15 protein-coding genes are annotated in these 18,128 nt (G+C 67.5%); 2 read left to right on the forward strand and 13 right to left on the reverse strand.

Annotation, left to right across the window (positions count from 1 at the left end; genetic code table 11):
- Positions 1-88 precede the first annotated feature (88 nt).
- The 6 genes from DFR45_RS04370 to DFR45_RS04395 form a co-directional block, all read right to left on the reverse strand.
- The gene (locus tag DFR45_RS04370) at positions 89-865 is read right to left on the reverse strand and encodes an enoyl-CoA hydratase (RefSeq protein WP_114482467.1); all 777 of its coding nucleotides are present in this window, start codon (positions 863-865) and stop codon (positions 89-91) included.
- A 56-nt stretch (positions 866-921) separates the two neighbouring features.
- Positions 922-1,797, reverse strand: coding sequence for an acyl-CoA thioesterase (locus DFR45_RS04375; RefSeq protein ID WP_421782900.1), 876 nt, complete (start codon positions 1,795-1,797; stop codon positions 922-924).
- A gap of 333 nt (positions 1,798-2,130) precedes the next feature.
- On the reverse strand, positions 2,131-3,930 hold the full coding sequence (locus DFR45_RS04380) for an acyl-CoA dehydrogenase C-terminal domain-containing protein (RefSeq protein ID WP_114482695.1): 1,800 nt from the start codon (positions 3,928-3,930) through the stop codon (positions 2,131-2,133).
- 5 nt (positions 3,931-3,935) lie between these two features.
- Positions 3,936-4,643 (reverse strand): TetR/AcrR family transcriptional regulator, encoded by a 708-nt coding sequence (locus DFR45_RS04385; protein ID WP_114482469.1) that lies wholly within the window; start codon positions 4,641-4,643, stop codon positions 3,936-3,938.
- Between the two features lie 512 nt (positions 4,644-5,155).
- Complete coding sequence (gene argB, locus DFR45_RS04390; RefSeq protein ID WP_114482470.1) at positions 5,156-6,046, reverse strand: acetylglutamate kinase; 891 nt, start codon at positions 6,044-6,046, stop codon at positions 5,156-5,158.
- A 71-nt stretch (positions 6,047-6,117) separates the two neighbouring features.
- The gene (locus DFR45_RS04395) at positions 6,118-7,218 is read right to left on the reverse strand and encodes a glycosyltransferase family 4 protein (RefSeq protein WP_114482471.1); all 1,101 of its coding nucleotides are present in this window, start codon (positions 7,216-7,218) and stop codon (positions 6,118-6,120) included.
- Between the two features lie 82 nt (positions 7,219-7,300).
- Between DFR45_RS04395 and DFR45_RS04400 the strand changes: the two genes are divergently transcribed.
- Both DFR45_RS04400 and DFR45_RS04405 read left to right on the forward strand, forming a co-directional pair.
- On the forward strand, positions 7,301-8,068 hold the full coding sequence (locus DFR45_RS04400; protein ID WP_114482696.1) for a metallophosphoesterase family protein: 768 nt from the start codon (positions 7,301-7,303) through the stop codon (positions 8,066-8,068).
- Complete coding sequence (locus tag DFR45_RS04405; protein WP_114482472.1) at positions 8,065-9,504, forward strand: bifunctional serine/threonine-protein kinase/universal stress protein; 1,440 nt, start codon at positions 8,065-8,067, stop codon at positions 9,502-9,504. The genes DFR45_RS04400 and DFR45_RS04405 overlap by 4 nt, the downstream gene beginning before the upstream one ends.
- A gap of 825 nt (positions 9,505-10,329) precedes the next feature.
- Here the strand turns inward: DFR45_RS04405 and der are convergent.
- From der to pilW, 7 genes are all read right to left on the reverse strand, one after another.
- A complete protein-coding gene (der, locus tag DFR45_RS04410; RefSeq protein WP_114482473.1) occupies positions 10,330-11,673 on the reverse strand; it encodes a ribosome biogenesis GTPase Der in 1,344 nt (447 codons plus the stop codon).
- A 14-nt stretch (positions 11,674-11,687) separates the two neighbouring features.
- Positions 11,688-12,836 carry an outer membrane protein assembly factor BamB gene (gene bamB, locus DFR45_RS04415; protein WP_114482697.1) on the reverse strand — a complete coding sequence of 383 codons (1,149 nt, stop codon included), beginning with the start codon at positions 12,834-12,836 and terminating at the stop codon, positions 11,688-11,690.
- Between the two features lie 5 nt (positions 12,837-12,841).
- The gene (locus DFR45_RS04420; protein WP_114482474.1) at positions 12,842-13,525 is read right to left on the reverse strand and encodes a YfgM family protein; all 684 of its coding nucleotides are present in this window, start codon (positions 13,523-13,525) and stop codon (positions 12,842-12,844) included.
- Positions 13,526-13,542: 17 nt separating this feature from the next.
- The gene (gene hisS, locus DFR45_RS04425; RefSeq protein ID WP_114482475.1) at positions 13,543-14,874 is read right to left on the reverse strand and encodes a histidine--tRNA ligase; all 1,332 of its coding nucleotides are present in this window, start codon (positions 14,872-14,874) and stop codon (positions 13,543-13,545) included.
- 91 nt (positions 14,875-14,965) lie between these two features.
- The gene (ispG, locus tag DFR45_RS04430) at positions 14,966-16,279 is read right to left on the reverse strand and encodes a flavodoxin-dependent (E)-4-hydroxy-3-methylbut-2-enyl-diphosphate synthase (protein WP_114482476.1); all 1,314 of its coding nucleotides are present in this window, start codon (positions 16,277-16,279) and stop codon (positions 14,966-14,968) included.
- The gene (locus tag DFR45_RS04435) at positions 16,279-17,292 is read right to left on the reverse strand and encodes a RodZ domain-containing protein (RefSeq protein ID WP_114482477.1); all 1,014 of its coding nucleotides are present in this window, start codon (positions 17,290-17,292) and stop codon (positions 16,279-16,281) included. Before DFR45_RS04435 ends, ispG begins: the two co-directional genes overlap by 1 nt.
- Positions 17,285-18,118, reverse strand: coding sequence for a type IV pilus biogenesis/stability protein PilW (pilW, locus tag DFR45_RS04440; protein WP_114482478.1), 834 nt, complete (start codon positions 18,116-18,118; stop codon positions 17,285-17,287). The genes DFR45_RS04435 and pilW overlap by 8 nt, the downstream gene beginning before the upstream one ends.
- Positions 18,119-18,128: the final 10 nt, after the last annotated feature.

Raw genomic sequence — 18,128 nt, forward strand, 5'->3', positions numbered from 1 at the left:
GCTGGGGCACCTTCTCGCTTTCGACGCCCAAAGTCCGACAGGCTCCTAGCACACAAGACGCTTTCGCCGCGTGGCGCGGGCGGCGCTTTCAGAGCTTGCTGAAATCGGGGCGGCGCTTTTCGAGGAACGCGGTGAAGGCTTCGCGCGCGGCCGGGGCGGTGAGCAGGCGGCTGAAGGTTTCAGCCTCTTCGGCGATGCGCTCGAGCACGGCGGGGGTTTGGCCTTTTTTGAGCAGGCGCTTGGTCTCGATGAGGGAGCTCAAGGGCTTGGCCGCGAGCTTTTTCGCTTGCGCCTGGGCCAGCGCGTTGCATTCGGTGGGCGGCACCACGCGGTTGACCAGGCCGGCTTCGAGCGCGGCTTCGGCCAGGAAGGGCTCGCCGAACAACAGCGCCTCGGCCGCGCGGTGGTAGCCGAGGATTTGCGGCGCGAGCAGGCTGGAGCCGGCCTCGGGGCACAGGCCAAGGTTCACGAAAGGCATGGAAAACACCGCGTTGTCGCCCGCATAGACCAGGTCGCAATGAAAGAGCATGGTCGTGCCCAGGCCCACGGCCGGGCCGCAGACGGCGGCTATCATGGGCTTGGAGAAGGTCGCGAGGCCGCGCAGCACGTCGAACACGGGCGCGGTTGGGCCGGCGGGCGGGCGCTCGAGGAAGTCGGCAATGTCGTTGCCCGCGCTGAACACGGTCGCGTCGCCCTGGAACACGAGCACGCGCACCTGCGGGTCGGCCTCGGCCGCAGCGAGCGTGGCGGCCAGCGTGGCGTACATGGCCGCAGTGAAGGCGTTTTTCTTGTCCACGCGGTGGAAGGTGATGGTGCACACGCCGGCTTCGGTGTGCTGCAGGATGTCCTGGTTGCTGGAGCTCATGGGGGGTTCTCAAAGGATGGGGGAAAGTGCGTGTCGTCCGCGGCTTCGTGCGGGCCTTATTCTTTGTAATAGACCACCTGGTGCGTGGTCGCGAGCATGGTGCCGGCTTCGTTCCACACCTGCGCGGTCTGGTCGAAAAAGCCGTTGCGAAACTCCTGTGCCTGTGCCTGGCCGAGCAGGTAGCCGGTGCCTGTGGCCGCGAGCTCCGTGCTGCCAGCGTGGAAATACACCGTCATCGACACCGTGCCAATGGGCACGCGGCGCGCGCGGCGCAAAAACAGGCGTGGAAAAAACAGGTCGCACAGCGCCGCGAGCGCGCAGAAGTCGAGCGGCCGCGGCGGCGCGTCGCGCATCCATAGCTGGGTGAGGCTGCTGTGGCCGTGGCTGTCGTCCCATACGCGCGGAAAGTCGCCGACGATCGCGCGCATCTCGTAGCGGTTGCGCCACTCCATGGGCACGCCGCCGCGTGCTTCGGCCAACACCTCGTGCGGGCGCGGCACGGGGGGCGCGGGCGTGTCGCTCACGCTCCAGGTTTCGCGCCGCGCCGCGGTCACGGCCGTGGCCGTGGTGGTGACGGCGAGCGCGCCGTTTGCGTCGGTCTGCAGCAGCGCCACGCTCCAGTGCTGCGTGGAGCGGTTGGTGCGCAGCGGCGTGGCCGCGGCGATGAACGGGCCGTCGGCCAGCGGGCCGGCAAAGTTCACGGTGAGGGCGAGCGGCTCGCCCAGGCGCTCGGGGTGCAGCATCACGGCGTTGAGCGCTTGCGCTGCGGTGATGCCGCCGAAAGGCCCGACCATGTTCGCGTAGCCCGGGTGCGTGCGGCCTTGCCAGTAGCGCGTGCCCGCATGGCCGGGCCAGCCTGCGGGTGCATCGCAGGGCGTGAAGGCCATGGCCTCGTCGAAAGGGTGTGGTGCAGCGGGGGTGGGGGTCGTCAAAACGGGTCTCCTCGATCGGTGTAGGGAAGGCAAGGAATAGAGGCCGAGTATCAGCGCAATGCTGGAGTCCCGCACGCGGCATCGGCCCATTACTCTTTTAAAAATAGCTTGTAACGCTTGCTGGTAAAGGGCTAGAGGCCAAAATGGCTCTCAACCCAGATTGTCCATTAGGACGCGGGATGATGGCGAGGCGGCTGGCGAGGCAGTTTGGTCGCGGCTGAGGAGTGCATGGCCGGGGCCATGAACGACGAAGCCGCGGCCAAAATGACCGGCAGACGTCCACCAGCGCCCGCGTAGGCGCGCAGCGCCGCCTCATGGACAATCTGGGTTCAATCATTCGGCCAGCGCCGCCTCGGTGTCCATCAGCACCTGGCTGCCCGAGCGCGCGCTGCGCATGAGCGCGGCGGTTTCGGGGAAGAGGCGCGCGAAGTAAAAGCGCGCCGTCTGCAGCTTGGCGCGGTAAAACGGTTCGGCATGGCCCGCGGCGATCTGGCGCAGCGCCGCTTGCGCCATGCGCGCAAACAGGTAGCCGAACACCAGGTGCCCGGCCACGCGCAGGTAGTCAGTCGCGGCGGCGCCCACTTCTTCCGGGTTCTGCATGGCTTTCATGCCGATTTCGGTCGTGAACTGGGTCATTTTTTCGCCCAGGCCCGCCAGCGGCTGGATGAATTCGGCCATTTGCGGGTTCGCGGCTTCCTGCTGCGCCAGCGCGGCCACGAGCTTGCCGAACTTGCGCAGCGTCGCGCCCTGGTTGGCGAGCACCTTGCGCCCGAGCAGATCGAGCGCCTGGATGCCGTTCGTGCCCTCGTAGATCATGTTGATGCGCGCATCGCGCACGAATTGCTCCATGCCCCACTCCTTGATGTAGCCGTGGCCACCGAAGACCTGCTGGCACAGCGTGGTGGCCTGGTAGCCGTTGTCGGTGAGGAAGGCCTTGGCGATGGGCGTAAGCAACGCGACGAGCTCGGCGCTTTCGGCGCGCACCTTCTCGTCGGGGTGGTGCAGCTCCTTGTCCACGAGCAGCGCACAGTAGATCGCGAGCGCGCGTCCGCCCTCGGCCCAGGCCTTGGCCGTGAGCAGCATGCGCCGCACGTCGGGGTGCACGATGATGGGGTCGGCGGGCTGGTCCTTGGCCTTGGGGCCCGAGAGGCTGCGCATCTGCAGGCGCTCCTTGGCGTAGGCCAGCGCGTTCTGGTAGGCCACCTCGGTCAGGCCCAGCGACTGCACGCCCACGCCCAGGCGCGCGGCGTTCATCATCACGAACATCGCGGCCAGCCCCTTGTGCGGCTCACCCACCAGGCTGCCCGTGGCGCCGTCGAGCACCATCTGGCAGGTGGCGCTCGCGCGTATGCCCATTTTGTGTTCGAGGCCGCCGCAGTAGATCGCATTGCGCGCGCCAAGGCTGCCGTCGGCCTGCGGCAGAAATTTGGGCACGACGAACAGGCTGATGCCCTTGCTGCCCGCAGGTGCGTCGGGCAGGCGCGCGAGCACCAGGTGCACGATGTTTTCCGCCAGGTCGTGCTCGCCCGCGCTGATGAAAATCTTGGTGCCGGTGAGCTTGTAGCTGCCATCGGGTTGCGGCTCGGCGCGCGTCTTGAGCAGGCCCAGGTCGGTGCCGCAGTGGGGCTCGGTCAGGCACATGGTGGCCGTCCAGTGCCCGCTCGTGAGCCGCGGCAGGTACAGCTGCTTTTGCTCGGGCGTGCCGTGCGTGTGCAGGCATTCGTAGGCGCCATGCGAGAGGCCGGGGTACATGGTCCAGGCCTGGTTCGCGGCGTTGAGCATTTCATAAAAGCACTGGTTGATGACCATGGGCAGCCCTTGGCCGCCGTAAGCCGGGTCGCACGACAGCGCAGGCCAGCCGCCGGCCACGTACTGCGCGTAAGCCTCCTTGAAGCCGGTCGGCGTGCGCACGGCGTGCGTCGCTGGGTCGAGCGTGCAGCCCTCGGTGTCGCCGCTCATGTTGAGCGGGAAAATCACCTCGGCGGCGAACTTGCCGCCTTCTTCGAGCACGGCGCGCAGCGTGTCGGCGTCGAAATCGGCGTAGGGCGGCATGGCTTTGAGCTCGTCGCTGAGTCCGAAGACTTCGTGCAGGACGAATTCGATGTCGCGCAAGGGCGGGGTGTAAGTCGGCATGGTGCTCATTCCTTGGGAGTGGAGGGTGAAGGTAAAACCTGCATTGGTGGCACTTTTGCACCATAACGCTGCAGGATGTGGTCAAAGCCCGTGAGCGCGCGCGTGAGCGATCCGGGCGTCTGTAAAAAGCGCGCCTCGTAGTGCAGCGCGAGGATCAGGCCGTGGATTTCGAACAGCATTTGCTCCTCGTCCGTGTCGGCGCGCAACTCGCCGCACTCCTTGCATTGCACGATCGCGCGCTTCAGGGCCGCGTGCCAGGTGCGCACCGAAGACGCGAGCGCGTCGCGCACGGGGCCGGGGCGGTCGTCGAATTCGACCGCGCCGCTGATGTAGATGCAGCCCGAGTCGATCTCGACCGAGGTGCGCGCCATCCAGCGCTCGAACAGCGCACGCAGACGCGCCACGCCGCGCGGCGCCTGCAAGGCGGGGTAGAACACCTCTTGCTCGAAGCGCGCGTGGTATTCGCGGATCACCGAGATCTGCAACTCCTCGCGCGAGCCGAAGTGCGCGAACACGCCCGACTTGCTCATGCCCATGAGCTCGGCCAGCGCCCCCATCGAGAGCCCTTCGAGCCCGATGTGCGTCGCCAGCCCCAGCGCCGCATCGACGATCGCGGCCTTGGTCTGCCGGCCTTTTTGCAAGGCGCGCGCGGCGCTGGGCTTGGCAGCGCGTGGTTTCGTGGCCAGGAGGCGGGGTTTGGGCGGTGCGGACATGGTAAAAAATAGAACGACCGTGCTATTTTGCCGCAAGTCCGCTGCGGGTCAGTCGCGTCCCCCCGGGCGCGCGCAAGTCGCCGGGGCGAAAAGATCGAAAAAAATGCGCTTTAGCCCAGGAATGGCAAGCGTTGATTGCTATTCAACCCAGATTGTTCGTTAGGACGCGGGATGGTGGCGAGGCGGCTGGCGTGGCAGTTTGGTCGCGGGTGAGAAGTCCATGGCCGGTGCCATGGACGCCGAAGCCGCGGCCAAAATGACCGGCAGACGTCCGCCAACGCCTGCGTAGGTGCGCAGCACCGCCTAATGGGCAATCTGGGTTCAATAGATAGAAAAAGGCCCTTGTCCTGGTTTGACTTTCGGCCTCGGCGCCTGCAGGTGCCTGTTGGCATCGCAGGCCGGCAGTGCCACGGAATAAGCATCAAATCGACCGCAAACCAAGGCGCCATAGGCGTTGGCAGCTATCAAAAAAGCATTTTCGAGCCGTCCGGCAGGTGCGCTGCAGGGCCTCTTCAATGGCTGCGGATCATGGTGCCGTAGGCTTGGTCGGTCAGGATTTCGAGCAGCATCGCATGCGGCACGCGCCCGTCGATGATGTGCACGGCGTGCACGCCCGCCTTGGCGGCGTCGAGCGCGCCGGAGATTTTGGGCAGCATCCCGCCCGAGATGGTGCCGTCGGCAAACAGGGCGTCGATCTCGCGCGCCGTGAGGTCGGTGAGCAGGCGGCCTTCCTTGTCGAGCACACCCGGGGTGTTGGTCAGCAGCATGAGCTTTTCGGCCTGCAGCACCACCGCGAGCTTGCTCGCGACCACGTCGGCGTTGATGTTGTAGCTCTCGTTGTTCTCGCCAAAGCCGATCGGGCTGATGACGGGGATGAAGGCGTCGTCCTGCAGCGCCTTGACCACGCTGGGGTCAATGGCCACGATGTCGCCGACCTGGCCCACGTCGTGCTCGATGCTCGGGTCTTTGGTGTCGAGCATGCGCAGCTTTTGCGCGCGGATCATGCCGCCGTCGCGCCCCGTGAGGCCCACGGCCTTGCCGCCGGCCTGGTTGATCAGGCCCACGATGTCCTGCTGCACCTCGCCGGCCAGCACCCATTCGACCACTTCCATGGTCTCGGCGTCGGTCACGCGCATGCCCTGGATGAATTCGCCCTTCTTGCCCAGCCGCTGCAGCGCCGTCTCTATCTGCGGGCCGCCGCCGTGCACCACCACGGGGTTCATGCCCACGAGCTTGAGCAGCACCACGTCCTCGGCAAAATCGGCCTGCAGCGCCGGGTCGGTCATGGCGTTGCCGCCGTACTTGATGACGATGGTCTTGCCGTGGAACTTGCGGATGTAGGGCAGCGCCTGGGCGAGGATTTCTGCCTTGTCGCGCGGGGAAATCGAGAGCAGGTCGGTCATGGCGGCGGGCCGTTCGGTGGTTGATGCACAAAGCGCAAATTGTGCCGCATCGCCATGACGGCAAAAGCGGTTCAACGCTGCAGCCAGGGCGGCACCTTGAAGCGCACGATGGTCAGGTAGGCCGCCACATAGAGCACGACGAACAGCAGGCAAAACGCCATGAGCACCGGCGTATTGCCCCAAAACAGCACCGCCGGCGCCACCGAGAGCATGGTGAAGCCCCACAGATAGGGCGCGGTGCGGTTGTTGCGCATCAGCATGCGCCGCGCCTCGTCGTCGTGGAACACGCTGCGCACGATGCGCCGGTAGATCAGCTGGTGAAAATGCAGCGCATCGGCCACGCCCGGCGACACCCCGCGCGCGAGCTTGCGGTAGATCGAAAACAGCGTCTCCCACACCGGGTAGATGAGCAGCAGCATGGGAAACCACGGCGACACCTGCGGGTGGCGCTGCACCAGCGCGATGCTTGCGAGCGCGATCACCACGCCCCAGAGGTAGGCGCCGCCGTCGCCGGCAAACAACACGCCGCGCGGGTAGTTCCACAGCAAAAAGCCGGCCGTCACGGCCGCCGTGGACACCATGAGCGCCGCGAGCGCGCGGTCGCCCACCTGCAGCGCCACGTGCGCGAGCGCGAGGCACACGATCAGCGCCACCATGCCGGCCAGGCCGTTGTAGCCGTCGATGATGTTGAACGCATGCGGCAGGCCCGCGACCGCGAGCAGCGCGATGCCTGCGCCCAGCCACGGCGCGGCGGCGAGCAGCGCATCCAGCCAGGGCAGCCCCAGGCGCGGCACGGCAAGGCCCAGCCAGGCAACGGCGAGCACCGCCGAGACGCCGGTCAAGACCAGGCGCGAGCGCACCGGCAGGCGCTGCGTCAGGTCTTCGGCGATGCCGCCAAGCACCGCGGGCAGCAGCGTCACGAGCCACGCGCCCACCCAGCTGCCGAGGTACAAGTTGCTGACATTGCCGGCGCTGGTGTGCCAGATGCCCAGCAGCCAGCTGCAAGCGAGGCCGAGCAGCATTGCCGCACCCCCGAGGCGCGGCACGTCGCCCGAATGAAAGCGCTGCGGCACATTCTGGCCGTAGCGTTGCGCATGGCCGCGCAGCCAGCGCACAACCAAGCCCGAAGACAGCCAAGCCACAAAAAAGGCCACCAGGGACAACCAAATCATGCGCCGATGGTAACGGAGCCGGCGAGCGTGGCGTCACCCATGCTTGCCGCACGCTGCAGCTGCCGAGGTTACGATCAATGCCGTGAAACTCGCCTTATTGTCCGATCTGCACGCCAATCGCCAGGCTTTCGATGCCTGCCTGGCGCACGCGCGCGCACAAGGCGCCGAGCGCTTTGCGCTGCTCGGCGACCTCGTGGGTTACGGCGCCGATCCACGCTACGTGGTGCAGCAGGCGATGGCGCTCGCGGCGCAGGGCGCTTTGCTCGTGCAAGGCAACCACGATGCGCAGGCCGTGCGTCCTCAGCCGGCAGCGGCGCAGCAGGCCCCTTCGATGGCGGCGCTGAGCGCGGCCTGGACGCATGCGCAGCTTGTTGCCGAAGAGCGCGACTTCCTCGCGGCGCTGCCGCTCACGGCGGTGGTCGATGGCATCTTGCTGGTGCACGCCACCGCCGATGCGCCCGAGCGCTGGCGCTACGCAGACAACGCGGTGGTCGCGCAGCAAAGCCTGGACGCCGCCACGCAGCACCCGGGTGTGCAGCACGTGTTTTGCGGCCATGTGCACCAGCAAAGCCTTTTTTACCGCGGCACGGGGCGCAGCCTGATGCGCTTTGCACCGGTGGCGGGCGTGGCTATCCCGGTTGCGCCGCACCGGCAGTGGCTGGCCACCGTGGGCTCGGTCGGGCAGCCGCGCGACGGCGATGCGCGCGCCATGTACGCCTTGCTCGACACGCGCGCCTGGCTGCTGCGCTTCGAGCGCGTGGCGTACGACCATGCGGCGGCGGCTGCGGCGATCCGTGCCACGGGCGCGCTGCCGGAGTTTTTCGCCCAGCGGCTGGAGCGTGGGCAATGAAGCTGCTCGAGGCCGGCACGCTGGTCGACGGCTTTCGCGTGCTCGAATGCATACACGCGGGCGGGATGGCGCACATCTACCGCGTCGAGTACGCGCAGGGCGCGCCCGACCCGGGCTTTCCGATGGCCATGAAAATCCCGCGCATGACCGCGGGCGACGGTGCCGAGAACATCGTGAGCTTCGAGGTCGAGCTGCAAATCCTGCCCGCGCTCACGGGCCCGCACGTGCCGCGCTTCGTCGCAGCAGGCGACCTGCAGCGGCTGCCCTACCTGGTGATGGAGTACGTGCCTGGACAGACGCTCGAGCATTGGCTGGGCCAGCGCCTGGAGCCGCAAGAGATCGCGCGCCTGGGCGCTGCCATGGCCGACGCCGCGCACAGCCTGCACCAGCAAAACGCCTGCCACCTCGACCTCAAGCCCGGCAACGTGCTGTTCAAGACGCCCGACCACGCCGTACTGCTCGACTTCGGGCTGTCGTGGCATGCGCATTACCCCGACTTGCTCGCCGAGGAGCTGCGCCTGGCGGTGGGCTCGCCCGCGTGGATCGCGCCCGAGCAGGTGGTGGGCGTGCGCGGCGACCCGCGCAGCGACATCTTCGCGATCGGCGTGATGCTCTACGAGCTCGCGACAGGCGAGCTGCCCTTTGGCGCCCCGACCACGCGCGGCGGCATGCGCCAGCGCCTGTGGATGGCGCCCACGCCGCCGCGCCGCCACCGCCCCGACTTGCCGCCCTGGCTGCAGGAGGTCATCCTGCGCTGCCTCGAAGCCGAGGCCGCGCAGCGCTACCCTTCGGCCGCGCACCTGGCTTTCGACCTTCGCAACCCCGCGCAAGTGCCCCTGACCGAACGCGGCCAGCAGGTGCGCGGGCCCACCCTGCGCAGCCAGCTGCGGCGCTGGATCAAGGCCATGGGCATGCACTACCAGCCCAGCCCCTTGCCTGCGCGCCAGATCGAAGAGGTGCCCATCGTCATGGTGGCCGTGCCGCATGAGGATGCGAGCGACGCCACGCTGTATTCGCTGCGCCAGGCGGTGGCGCGCTCGCTGGGGATACGTCCTGGCGCGCGCCTGGCCTGCGTGACGGTGCTCTCGCCCTCGGCCAGCAGTTCCAGCGACGGCGCACGCAGCGAAACCAGCCTGCACCGCCAACATATCGCGCGTCTCAAGCAATGGGCCGCGCCGCTCGACTTGCAGGGCCACAGCGTGAGCTTCCATGTGCTCGAAGCGAGCGACGTGGCGCAGGCGCTGGTGCGCTACGCCGCCGGCAACCACGTCAGCCTGATGATCCTGGGCGCGGCCACGCACGGCCTGCAGCTGCAACGTTTCATTGCCACGGTGCCCATGCGCGTGGCGCGCGACGCGCCCTGCACGCTGATTCTGGTCAAGCAGACCCTGCCGTTCGACGCCCTTGCGCGCATGGAGGCAGCGGACGGCGCCTGAAAGGCGTTCTCTCTTAAACCCAGATTGTTCATTAGGACGCGGGATGGTGGCGAGGCGGCTGGCGCGGCAGTTTGGTCGCGGGTGAGAAGTCCATGGCCAGTGCCATGGACGCCGAAGCCGCGGCCAAAATGACCGGCAGACGTCCGCCAACGCCCGCGTAGGTGCGCAGCACCGCCTAATGGACAATCTGGGTTAAAGATGGTTCAAGAGGGCGCTGGATGCTCTTTCTCCGTCATTGCGAGGGCCGAAGGCCCGCGGCAATCCATGGGGCCTTGGCAACAGCGCCTGCGCACGCCGCAATGACGGGTGCCTTCTTGCAAAGGGCCGAGCACAGCGAAGGCCCGCAGGGTATCCCGCCCTTTTTGGCTGCGCCGAGGAGCGCAGCGCCCGGCGGATCAAGGGCGCGCGATTGTTTGAGCGCAGCGAGTTTCGCGCGACCCCGCCGGGCGCGAGCACCGCAGGTTGCCCTGGGCGCCGAGCAGGCGCACAGGGACGCAGACAGCAGGGTCGCCTTCTTTTGCCTTCTTTTCTTGGCGAGACAAGAAAAGAAGGTGCGCCGCCGGGCGCATATCCCGGCATCCTCCCTTTGCCCCGTCAACGCCACCCAGAAATTGGAATGTGACCTCAATGACATGCATGGAGCCTGCGTAACAGCGCTTGCGCACGCCGCAATGGACGGGACTGGATTGCGACGCCTCTGCGGGGCTCGCAGTGACACGGATTGCTTTGCCGTGGCCCAAAACATCCATCAGCGCCCGCGCGCCGCACCGTTTCACGGACAACCTGAAAGTGGTTTGTGCCGAGCGCGCAACGCAGCTGCTGCGCTCACTCGCCTTTGTCGGCGTAGGGGTTTTGCGAAGTTTTGAACTCGATGCGCAAGGGCGTGCCCACGAGCTTGAACTCCTTGCGAAAACGCCCTTCGAGGTAGCGCTTGTAAGCGTCCGCGACATGCTCGAGCGAGTTGCCGTGGATCACGATCACGGGCGGGTTCATGCCGCCTTGGTGGGCGTAGCGCAGCTTGGGGCGGAACATGCCGGCGCGCTTGGGTGCCTGGTATTGCACGGCCTCGTGCAACACGCGCGTGAGCTGGGGCGTGGGCATTTTGCGCGTGGCCGACTGGTAGGCTTCGATGATCGAAGCCCATAGCGGGCCCAACCCCTGGCGCTTTTTGGCCGAGATGAAGTGGATCTTGGCGAACTTCAGAAAGGCCAGCCGCGTTTCGATCGAGCGCTCGAGCAGTTGGCGCTGGTACTCGTCCACCGCGTCCCATTTGTTGACCGCGAGCACCACGGCGCGGCCGCTCTCGAGCGCGAAGCCTGCGATGTGCGCGTCCTGGTCGGTGACACCCTGCGTCGCGTCGAGCAGCAGCAGCACCACATGCGCCGACTCTATGGCCTGCAGGGTCTTGACGACGGAGAATTTTTCGATCGCCTCGAACACGCGCCCCTTGCGGCGCAGTCCCGCAGTGTCTATGAGTTCGAAGCGCTGGCCGTTGCGCTCGAAGGGCACGCGGATGGCATCGCGCGTGGTGCCCGGCAGGTCGAATGCGACGAGCCGCTCCTCGCCGAGCCAGGCGTTGATGAGCGTGGACTTGCCCACGTTCGGCCGTCCCGCAACGGCGAGCCGGATCACGTCCGCCGTCGCCGTGTCTTCGGGCGCTTCCTCGGGTTCGGGCCCTTGCAGGGGTTCGAGCGCGAACTCGATCAGGCTGCGTATGCCTTGGCCGTGCGCGGCCGAGACAGGGTGCACCTCGCCCAGGCCGAGCTCGTAGAACTCGGAGAGCTGCGCGCCTTCGCGCATGCCCTCGGCCTTGTTGGCCACGAGCACGCAGCGTTTGCCGAGGCGGCGCAGGTAGTTCGCGATGTCATGGTCTTGCGCCGAAAGGCCCGCGCGCGCATCGACGATGAACAACACCACATCGGCCTCGGCCACGGCCTGCTGCGTCTGCTTGGCCATCTCGTGGTAGATGCCGCTGGCCGCGTCGGGCTCGAAGCCGCCAGTGTCTATGACGATGTATTCGTACTTGCCTTGGCGGCCCTGGCCATAGTGGCGGTCGCGCGTGAGCCCCGCGAAGTCGGCCACGATGGCATCGCGCGACTTGGTGAGGCGGTTGAACAGCGTCGATTTACCGACGTTGGGCCGCCCGACGAGGGCGATCACGGGTTTCATGCGTTGGGTACCCATCATTCGGGGCGAAAACCATACACGCTACCCTTGCGCGTAACGACGATCAGCGTTTCGCCGGCCACGACGGGCGCCGTGGCGACGCCGGAGTCGTCGGTGCTCAGGCGATTGAGCGGCGCGCCGTCGTCGCGTGCGAGCAGGTGCACCAAGCCGGTGTTGTCGCCGATCACCACGGCGCGGCCGAGCGCGAGCGGCGCGGTGAGCTTGCGGAATTTGAGCCGGTCCACCGTCCAGGCGCGCGTGCCGTCGAGGCGCCGCCAGGCCACGACGAGGCCGTTGCTCTCGGTGCCATAGACGTAGTCCGCGTCGCCGTGCACGCCCTCGGCGCCACTTGCGAGCTGCGTCCAGACCACCGTGCCGCGCGCCGTGTCCACGCAACCCACGGCCGCCTGGAAAGCGCGCGCGCAGACGCTGTCGCCCTCGCGGCTCACGCGCCCGACGAGGTCGATCAGGCGTTCGAGGTCGTTCGCACCGCGCGCGCTCGCGATCGGCGCCTCCCAGCGGATGCTGCCGTTGTCGGGGTTGAAGCCCACCATGCGCCCCGAGATGCCGGCCACGAGCGTATCGCGCACGGGCAGCAAGACCCCGGCCTGGCGCAGCACCAGCGGATCGCTGGTGCGCGTCTGCGCCCACAGGCGTCGGCCCGTGGCGGCGTCGAACGCGCTCACGGAGCGGTCGGCGCCGAGCACGAACACGCGCCAGCCCGCCACCAGCGGCGCCGTGAACACCTGCGTGCCCAGGCGCTGGCGCCACAGCTCCTTGCCGCCTTCGAGCACCACGAGCTGGTTGTCGTGCGTGACCACGGCCGTCCACTTACCGTCGCTGCCCACGCCTGCGGACAGCGGGGTGCGCAGCTGGGTGCGCCAGATGTCGCCGCCCGTGCGCCCATCGAGCGCCGCCACCGTGCCGTCGCGCGCGGCGAGCGTCACGACATGGCCGTTGACCTGCACCTCGAGCGGCAGGCCTTCGACGCTGCCTATGGTTGCTGTCCACGACTGGCGCACGCCGAGTACAGGCACATTGGGCCCCAGATCGGCGGGCTTTTGCTTGGCGCTGCTTCCTATGCCCAGCCACGAGCAGGCGCTGAGCACGGCACTGAACACCAGCAGGAGCGCAAAGCGCAAAAAGGCGCTGGCTTGGGTCGTCATGGGCGTCATCCTTTCGTGGCCGGGCTGGGGGCAGAAGCTGCATTCGCCTCGGGCGCCGCGCCCAGCGCCTGCAGTTTGATTTCGACGAGACGGCGGTATTGGCTCTCGACGGCGAAGGTTTTGTAAGCCTGTGCGTAGGCCGCGGCAGCTTCTTTGCGTTTGTCCATGAGCATCAGAATGTCGCCCTTGCGGTCGGCCGCGAGCGCCTCGAATGGCGCGGGGAAATTGCCCGCGACTTGCTGGAGCGCCTCGTCCAGGGCTTTTTGCTCCATGAGCACGCCCGATAAGCGCAAGTGCGCGAGCGCCTGGTAGGCCTCGTCGCCCGCATGGCTCGCCACCCAGGCCAGCGTGCCCTTGGCCGCGTCGAGCTGGTCTTTGTCCACCTGCGCCTTGGCGAGCAGCATGCCGGCCTGCGCGGCTTGCACCGTACTGGCGTAAGAGGCGCGCAGATCGCCAAAAGCCTGCTCCATTTTTTGCATGTCGCCGGCGCGCGCAGCCATGTCGAAGGCATCGAACAGGCCGGCGGCCTGCGTGGCTTGGCGGTTTTGCCAGTATTGGTAGCCGTTCCAGGCAGCGAGCGCACCGAACGCCAGCACGAGCACGGCGGTGATCAGGTTGCCCCAGGTGTTCCAGAAATGCTTGATCTGCTCGATCTGCTCTTGTTCTTCGAGGTCTAGGTGTTGGGCCATGGGTGGTGAAGGGGAAATCAGCGCTGCGATTGTAGGGTGGCGGCCAGGGCGGGGAGGTCGGCGAGCGCGTGCTCGGTTTGCGCGCCGCTGCCGTCGCGCAGCGCCTTGCAGGTGAGCGCGCCGCGCGCGAGCTCGTCCGCGCCGAACACGAGCGCGAAGCGTGCACCGCTCGTGTCGGCCTTTTTGAACTGCGACTTCATGCTGCCCATGCCTGCGTCCGCGCTCGGCGCGGCGTGCATCTGCACGCGCACGCCCAGCGCACGCAAGCCTTGCAGCGTGGCCATGACGGTGGGCAGCGCGGCTGCGTCGGGCACGATGGCATAGGCGTCGGGCACGGGCGCAGGCGGGGCTTCACCCTGCTCTTTGACGAGCTCGAGCACACGCTCGACGCCGAGCGCCCAGCCCACGGCAGGCGCGGGCTTGCCGCCGATCTGCTCGATCAGGTAGTCGTAGCGCCCGCCGCCGCAGATCGTGCCCTGGGCGCCGAGCTGGTCGGTGATGAACTCGAACACCGTGAGGTTGTAGTAGTCCATGCCGCGCACGAGGCGCGGGTTGATGCGCCAGGCGACGCCGCTCGCGTCCAGAATCGCCGTGACGCGCTCGAAGTGCGCGCGCGACGCCGCACCGAGGAAGTCGAGCAGGCGCGGCGCGGCTTCGACGATGGGCTGCATGGCCGGGTTTTTGGTGTCGAGGATGCGCAAAGGGTTGCTGTGCAGGCGCCGGCGTGCGTCCTCGTCGAGCTGCTCGAGGTGCTGCTCGAAGTGCGCGATCAAGGCGCTGCGGTGCGCCTTGCGCTCCTCGGGCTGGCCCAGGCTGTTGAGTTCCAGGCGCACGTCGCGCAGGCCGAGCTCCTGCCACAGCGCGTGCGCGAGCAAGATCAGTTCGGCATCGACCTCGGGGCCCGCGAAGCCCAGCGCCTCGGCGCCGATCTGGTGGAACTGGCGGTAGCGCCCGCGCTGCGGCCGCTCGTGGCGGAACATCGGCCCCATGTAGTAAAGGCGCTTGCCGCCGTCGTAGAGCAGTGCGTGCTCGACCACGGCGCGCACCACACCGGCCGTGGCCTCGGGACGCAGCGTCAGGTGTTCGCCGTTGAGCTTGTCTTCGAACGAATACATCTCTTTTTCGACGATGTCCGTCACTTCGCCCAGGCCGCGCACGAACAGCGCCGTGGGCTCGACGATGGGCGTGCGGATGTTGCGGTAGGCGTAGCGCTCCATGAGGCTGCGCACCTTGCCTTCGAGCCATTCCCAGCGCGCGGATTCGGGCGGCAAGATGTCGTTCATGCCTTTCACGGCGACCAGCTTTTCAGGCTTGGCCGCAGGCGTTTTTTTCTCGATGTTCTCTGTCATGCTTGCTCTGTTTTTTGATGGTTCAACGCGCTCCCATACTGCGCTGCGGGCGGTTTTGCCTGTTTTTGAATTGCCCGAGAGTGCCCTCGCGTCAAACCGACGCGTTCGGGGTTTGCGCTGCGTCCTGCCGCGCGCCGAAGCGCTGTTGCACGTAGTTTTCCACCACCTGCTGAAAATCGCGCGCGATGTGTTCGCCGCGCAGGGTCAGGGCTTTTTCGCCGTCGATGAACACGGGTGCGGCCGGCGCCTCGCCCGTGCCGGGCAGGCTGATGCCGATGTCGGCGTGCTTGCTCTCGCCGGGGCCGTTGACGATGCAGCCCATCACCGCGACCTTGAGGCCCTCGACGCCGGGGTAGCGCGCGCGCCACTGCGGCATTTGCGCGCGCAAAAAGTCGTCGATCTGCTTGGCCAGCTCCTGGAAGGTGGTGCTGGTCGTGCGCCCGCAGCCGGGGCAGGCCGTGACGCTGGGCACGAAGCTGCGCAGCCCGAGCGCCTGCAAAATCTCTGCCGCGACCACGACTTCCTGCGTGCGCGCCTCACCGGGTGCGGGCGTGAGCGAGACGCGGATGGTGTCGCCGATGCCCTCCTGCAACAAGATGGCGAGCGCCGCGCTCGACGCCACCGTGCCCTTGGTGCCCATGCCCGCCTCGGTCAGGCCCAGGTGCAGCGCGTAGTCGCAACGGCGCGCGAGCTCGCGATACACCGCGATCAAATCCTGCACGCCGCTGACCTTGCACGAAAGCATGATCTGCGCGCCCGCAAGCCCCAGGCGCTCGGCCTGGCGTGCGGAGTCTATGGCCGAGCTGATGAGCGCCTCGTACATCACCTGGCGCGCGTCCCAGGGCGTGCTGCGGCGGCTGTTGGCGTCCATGAGCTCGGCCAGCAGGGCCTGGTCCAAGCTGCCCCAGTTCACGCCGATGCGCACGGCCTTGTCCCAGCGCACGGCGGCTTCGATCATCTGCGCGAACTGCTTGTCGCGCTTGTCGCCGTGGCCCACGTTGCCGGGGTTGATACGGTATTTGGACAGCGCCTGCGCGCAGTCCGGGTATTCGGTGAGCAGGCGGTGGCCGTTGTAGTGGAAGTCGCCGACCAGCGGCACGCTCTCGCCCATGCGGTCGAGCTGTTCGCGGATGTAGGGCACGGCGGCCGCAGCCTCGGGCGTGTTCACGGTGATGCGCACGAGCTCCGAGCCCGCGCGCGCGAGCTCGCGCACCTGGATCGCCGTGGCCACGGCGTCGGCCGTGTCGGTGTTGGTCATCGACTGGATGCGCACGGGCGCGTCACCGCCCACGGTGACCACATGCCCGCCCCAGACCACGCGCGCCTGGCGCGCGCGCCGCGGCGCCGGCTGCGCCAGGGGGATGGGCGCAGGGGAAAGAGAACTGCCAGGAGCGTTGTTTGCCACTACTTCACCTCGAAACGGGCCACCTTGCCTTTGGACACCGCAGGCGGCGCGAACGGCTGGCCGCGCACGAACACCTCGACCGCATCGGCGCGTCCGAGCACCACCGCGAGCGGCGGCGTGCCCGTCACGGACAAGGATTCACCGGCTTGCAGCGTGCGCTCCTGCACCACCTTGCCGGCAGCGTCGCGCACCTGTACCCAGGAAGCGCTGCGCGCGCGCAAAAGCAGCAGGTCCGTGCCCGCCGCAGAGCCGGCAAGCGCTGGGGCGGGGGATGAAGACGCCGCAGCCGAAGCAGCGGCTGCGCCGCCGCCGTCCGGCGCGGCTGCCGTGGCCGAGGCGCTGGGGCGCTGCGTTTCGACGGTCACGGCAAAAGCCGCAGAAGCGACAGAAGCAGGGGCGGGGGCAGGGGTTTGCGCCTCGACCACTTGTGCCACCGCGGGCCCAGGCGCTGGCGCCAGCGCGCTCTGCGCCTCGAGCGGTTGCGGCGCCGTAGCGGCAGCAGCGCCCACGGCAGCCGCGCTCACCGGGCTTGGCTCTGTGGTGCTTCTGTCTGGCGCACCGTGCGGCCAGAAAAGGAGGGCCAGAGCGCCCAGCAGCAAAGCCAGCACGAGCCAGCCCAGCCAGCGGTGTTTGCCGTGGGAGGGGGAAAAATCCAGCGACTTGCCGGCCATGTGCTTGACGGGGGTGTTGATGCCTGCGCTCTGTTCGGGTAGCGGCCCCGGCGCCGCGCGGGGCAATAGCGCCAACACGGGCGCAGGGTCGATCTTGAGGCTACGGCACACGCTCGAAGCCAGCGCGCGCGCAAACACCATGTCCGGCAGCGCGGCGAGATCGCCGTTTTCCAATGCCTGCAGCTTGTCGAGTGGCACTTTCAGCGTTCCTGCCAGGGTGGCGATATGCACCCCCGCGGCCTCGCGCGCGGCCCGCAGCAGAGCACCCGCACGCACCGCATCCGCTTCGTTTTTGGGAGCTTCTTGCGTAGGCTCTACCTGCGCTACATGCGAATCAGTCATTGAAAGCTCCGCGCTCGTAGGCGGCCCATTCGCGGGAATCGGGGTAGCGCTTGTGCAACTGTTCGGCCAATTGCCCCATGGCCACGGCATTGCCCAAGGCACGCTCTATCTTGATGCCCAGCCACAGCGACTCGGCGTTCGAAAACTCGCTGTTGTTCACGCGCCGGATGTAAAAGCGTGCCCTTTCGGCATCGTTGCGGCGCAGCAGCAGGGAGGCCAGGTGGTAGCCGACCACGGGATTGCCCGGATTGAGTTCATAGGCCTTGAAAAAGGACTGCTCGGCCTCGGCGTATTGCTGCGCAGCTTCCTGGCACAGACCGCGCGCCATCAGCGTCTTGTCCTTGGCTTGGTAGATGGGGCTGGCGAGGGCGGCGACAAAATTCTGGTCGGCCTCGGCAAACCGGCGCTGCTGGCACAGCAGCCAGCCATAGTTGTGCCGCAAGTCGGGATCGCCAGGGCGCAAGGCCAGCGCGCGCCGAAAACTGTCTTCGGCAATCCCGAAGTCGTTCAAGCGCATGTAGATCAGGCCGCGCAGGTTGTAAGCGTCGGCGGAATTCGGGTCTGCGATGAGCGCCTGTTTGACTTCATCGAGCGCGACCGTGGTTTTGCCGGCCTCGAAATAACCTGCCGCCAGCTCCAGCCGGATGCGCGCACGCCGCTGTCCTTCCGTCTCGTCGGACGAGGTGACGATGTCGCCCGAACGCGCCGCCGTCGCCGTCCCTGGGGGCGTTGCGCAACCCACCAAAGCGGCCGCCAGCAAGCCTGCGAGCGCCCAGCGGCAGCTCCCGCGCGGCAATGGTCTGCCAAGAACCTCTTTCGCACTCATTCGGAACACC

Source organism: Extensimonas vulgaris (genome assembly GCF_003337425.1).
Taxonomy (GTDB): Bacteria; Pseudomonadota; Gammaproteobacteria; order Burkholderiales; family Burkholderiaceae_C; genus Extensimonas; species Extensimonas vulgaris.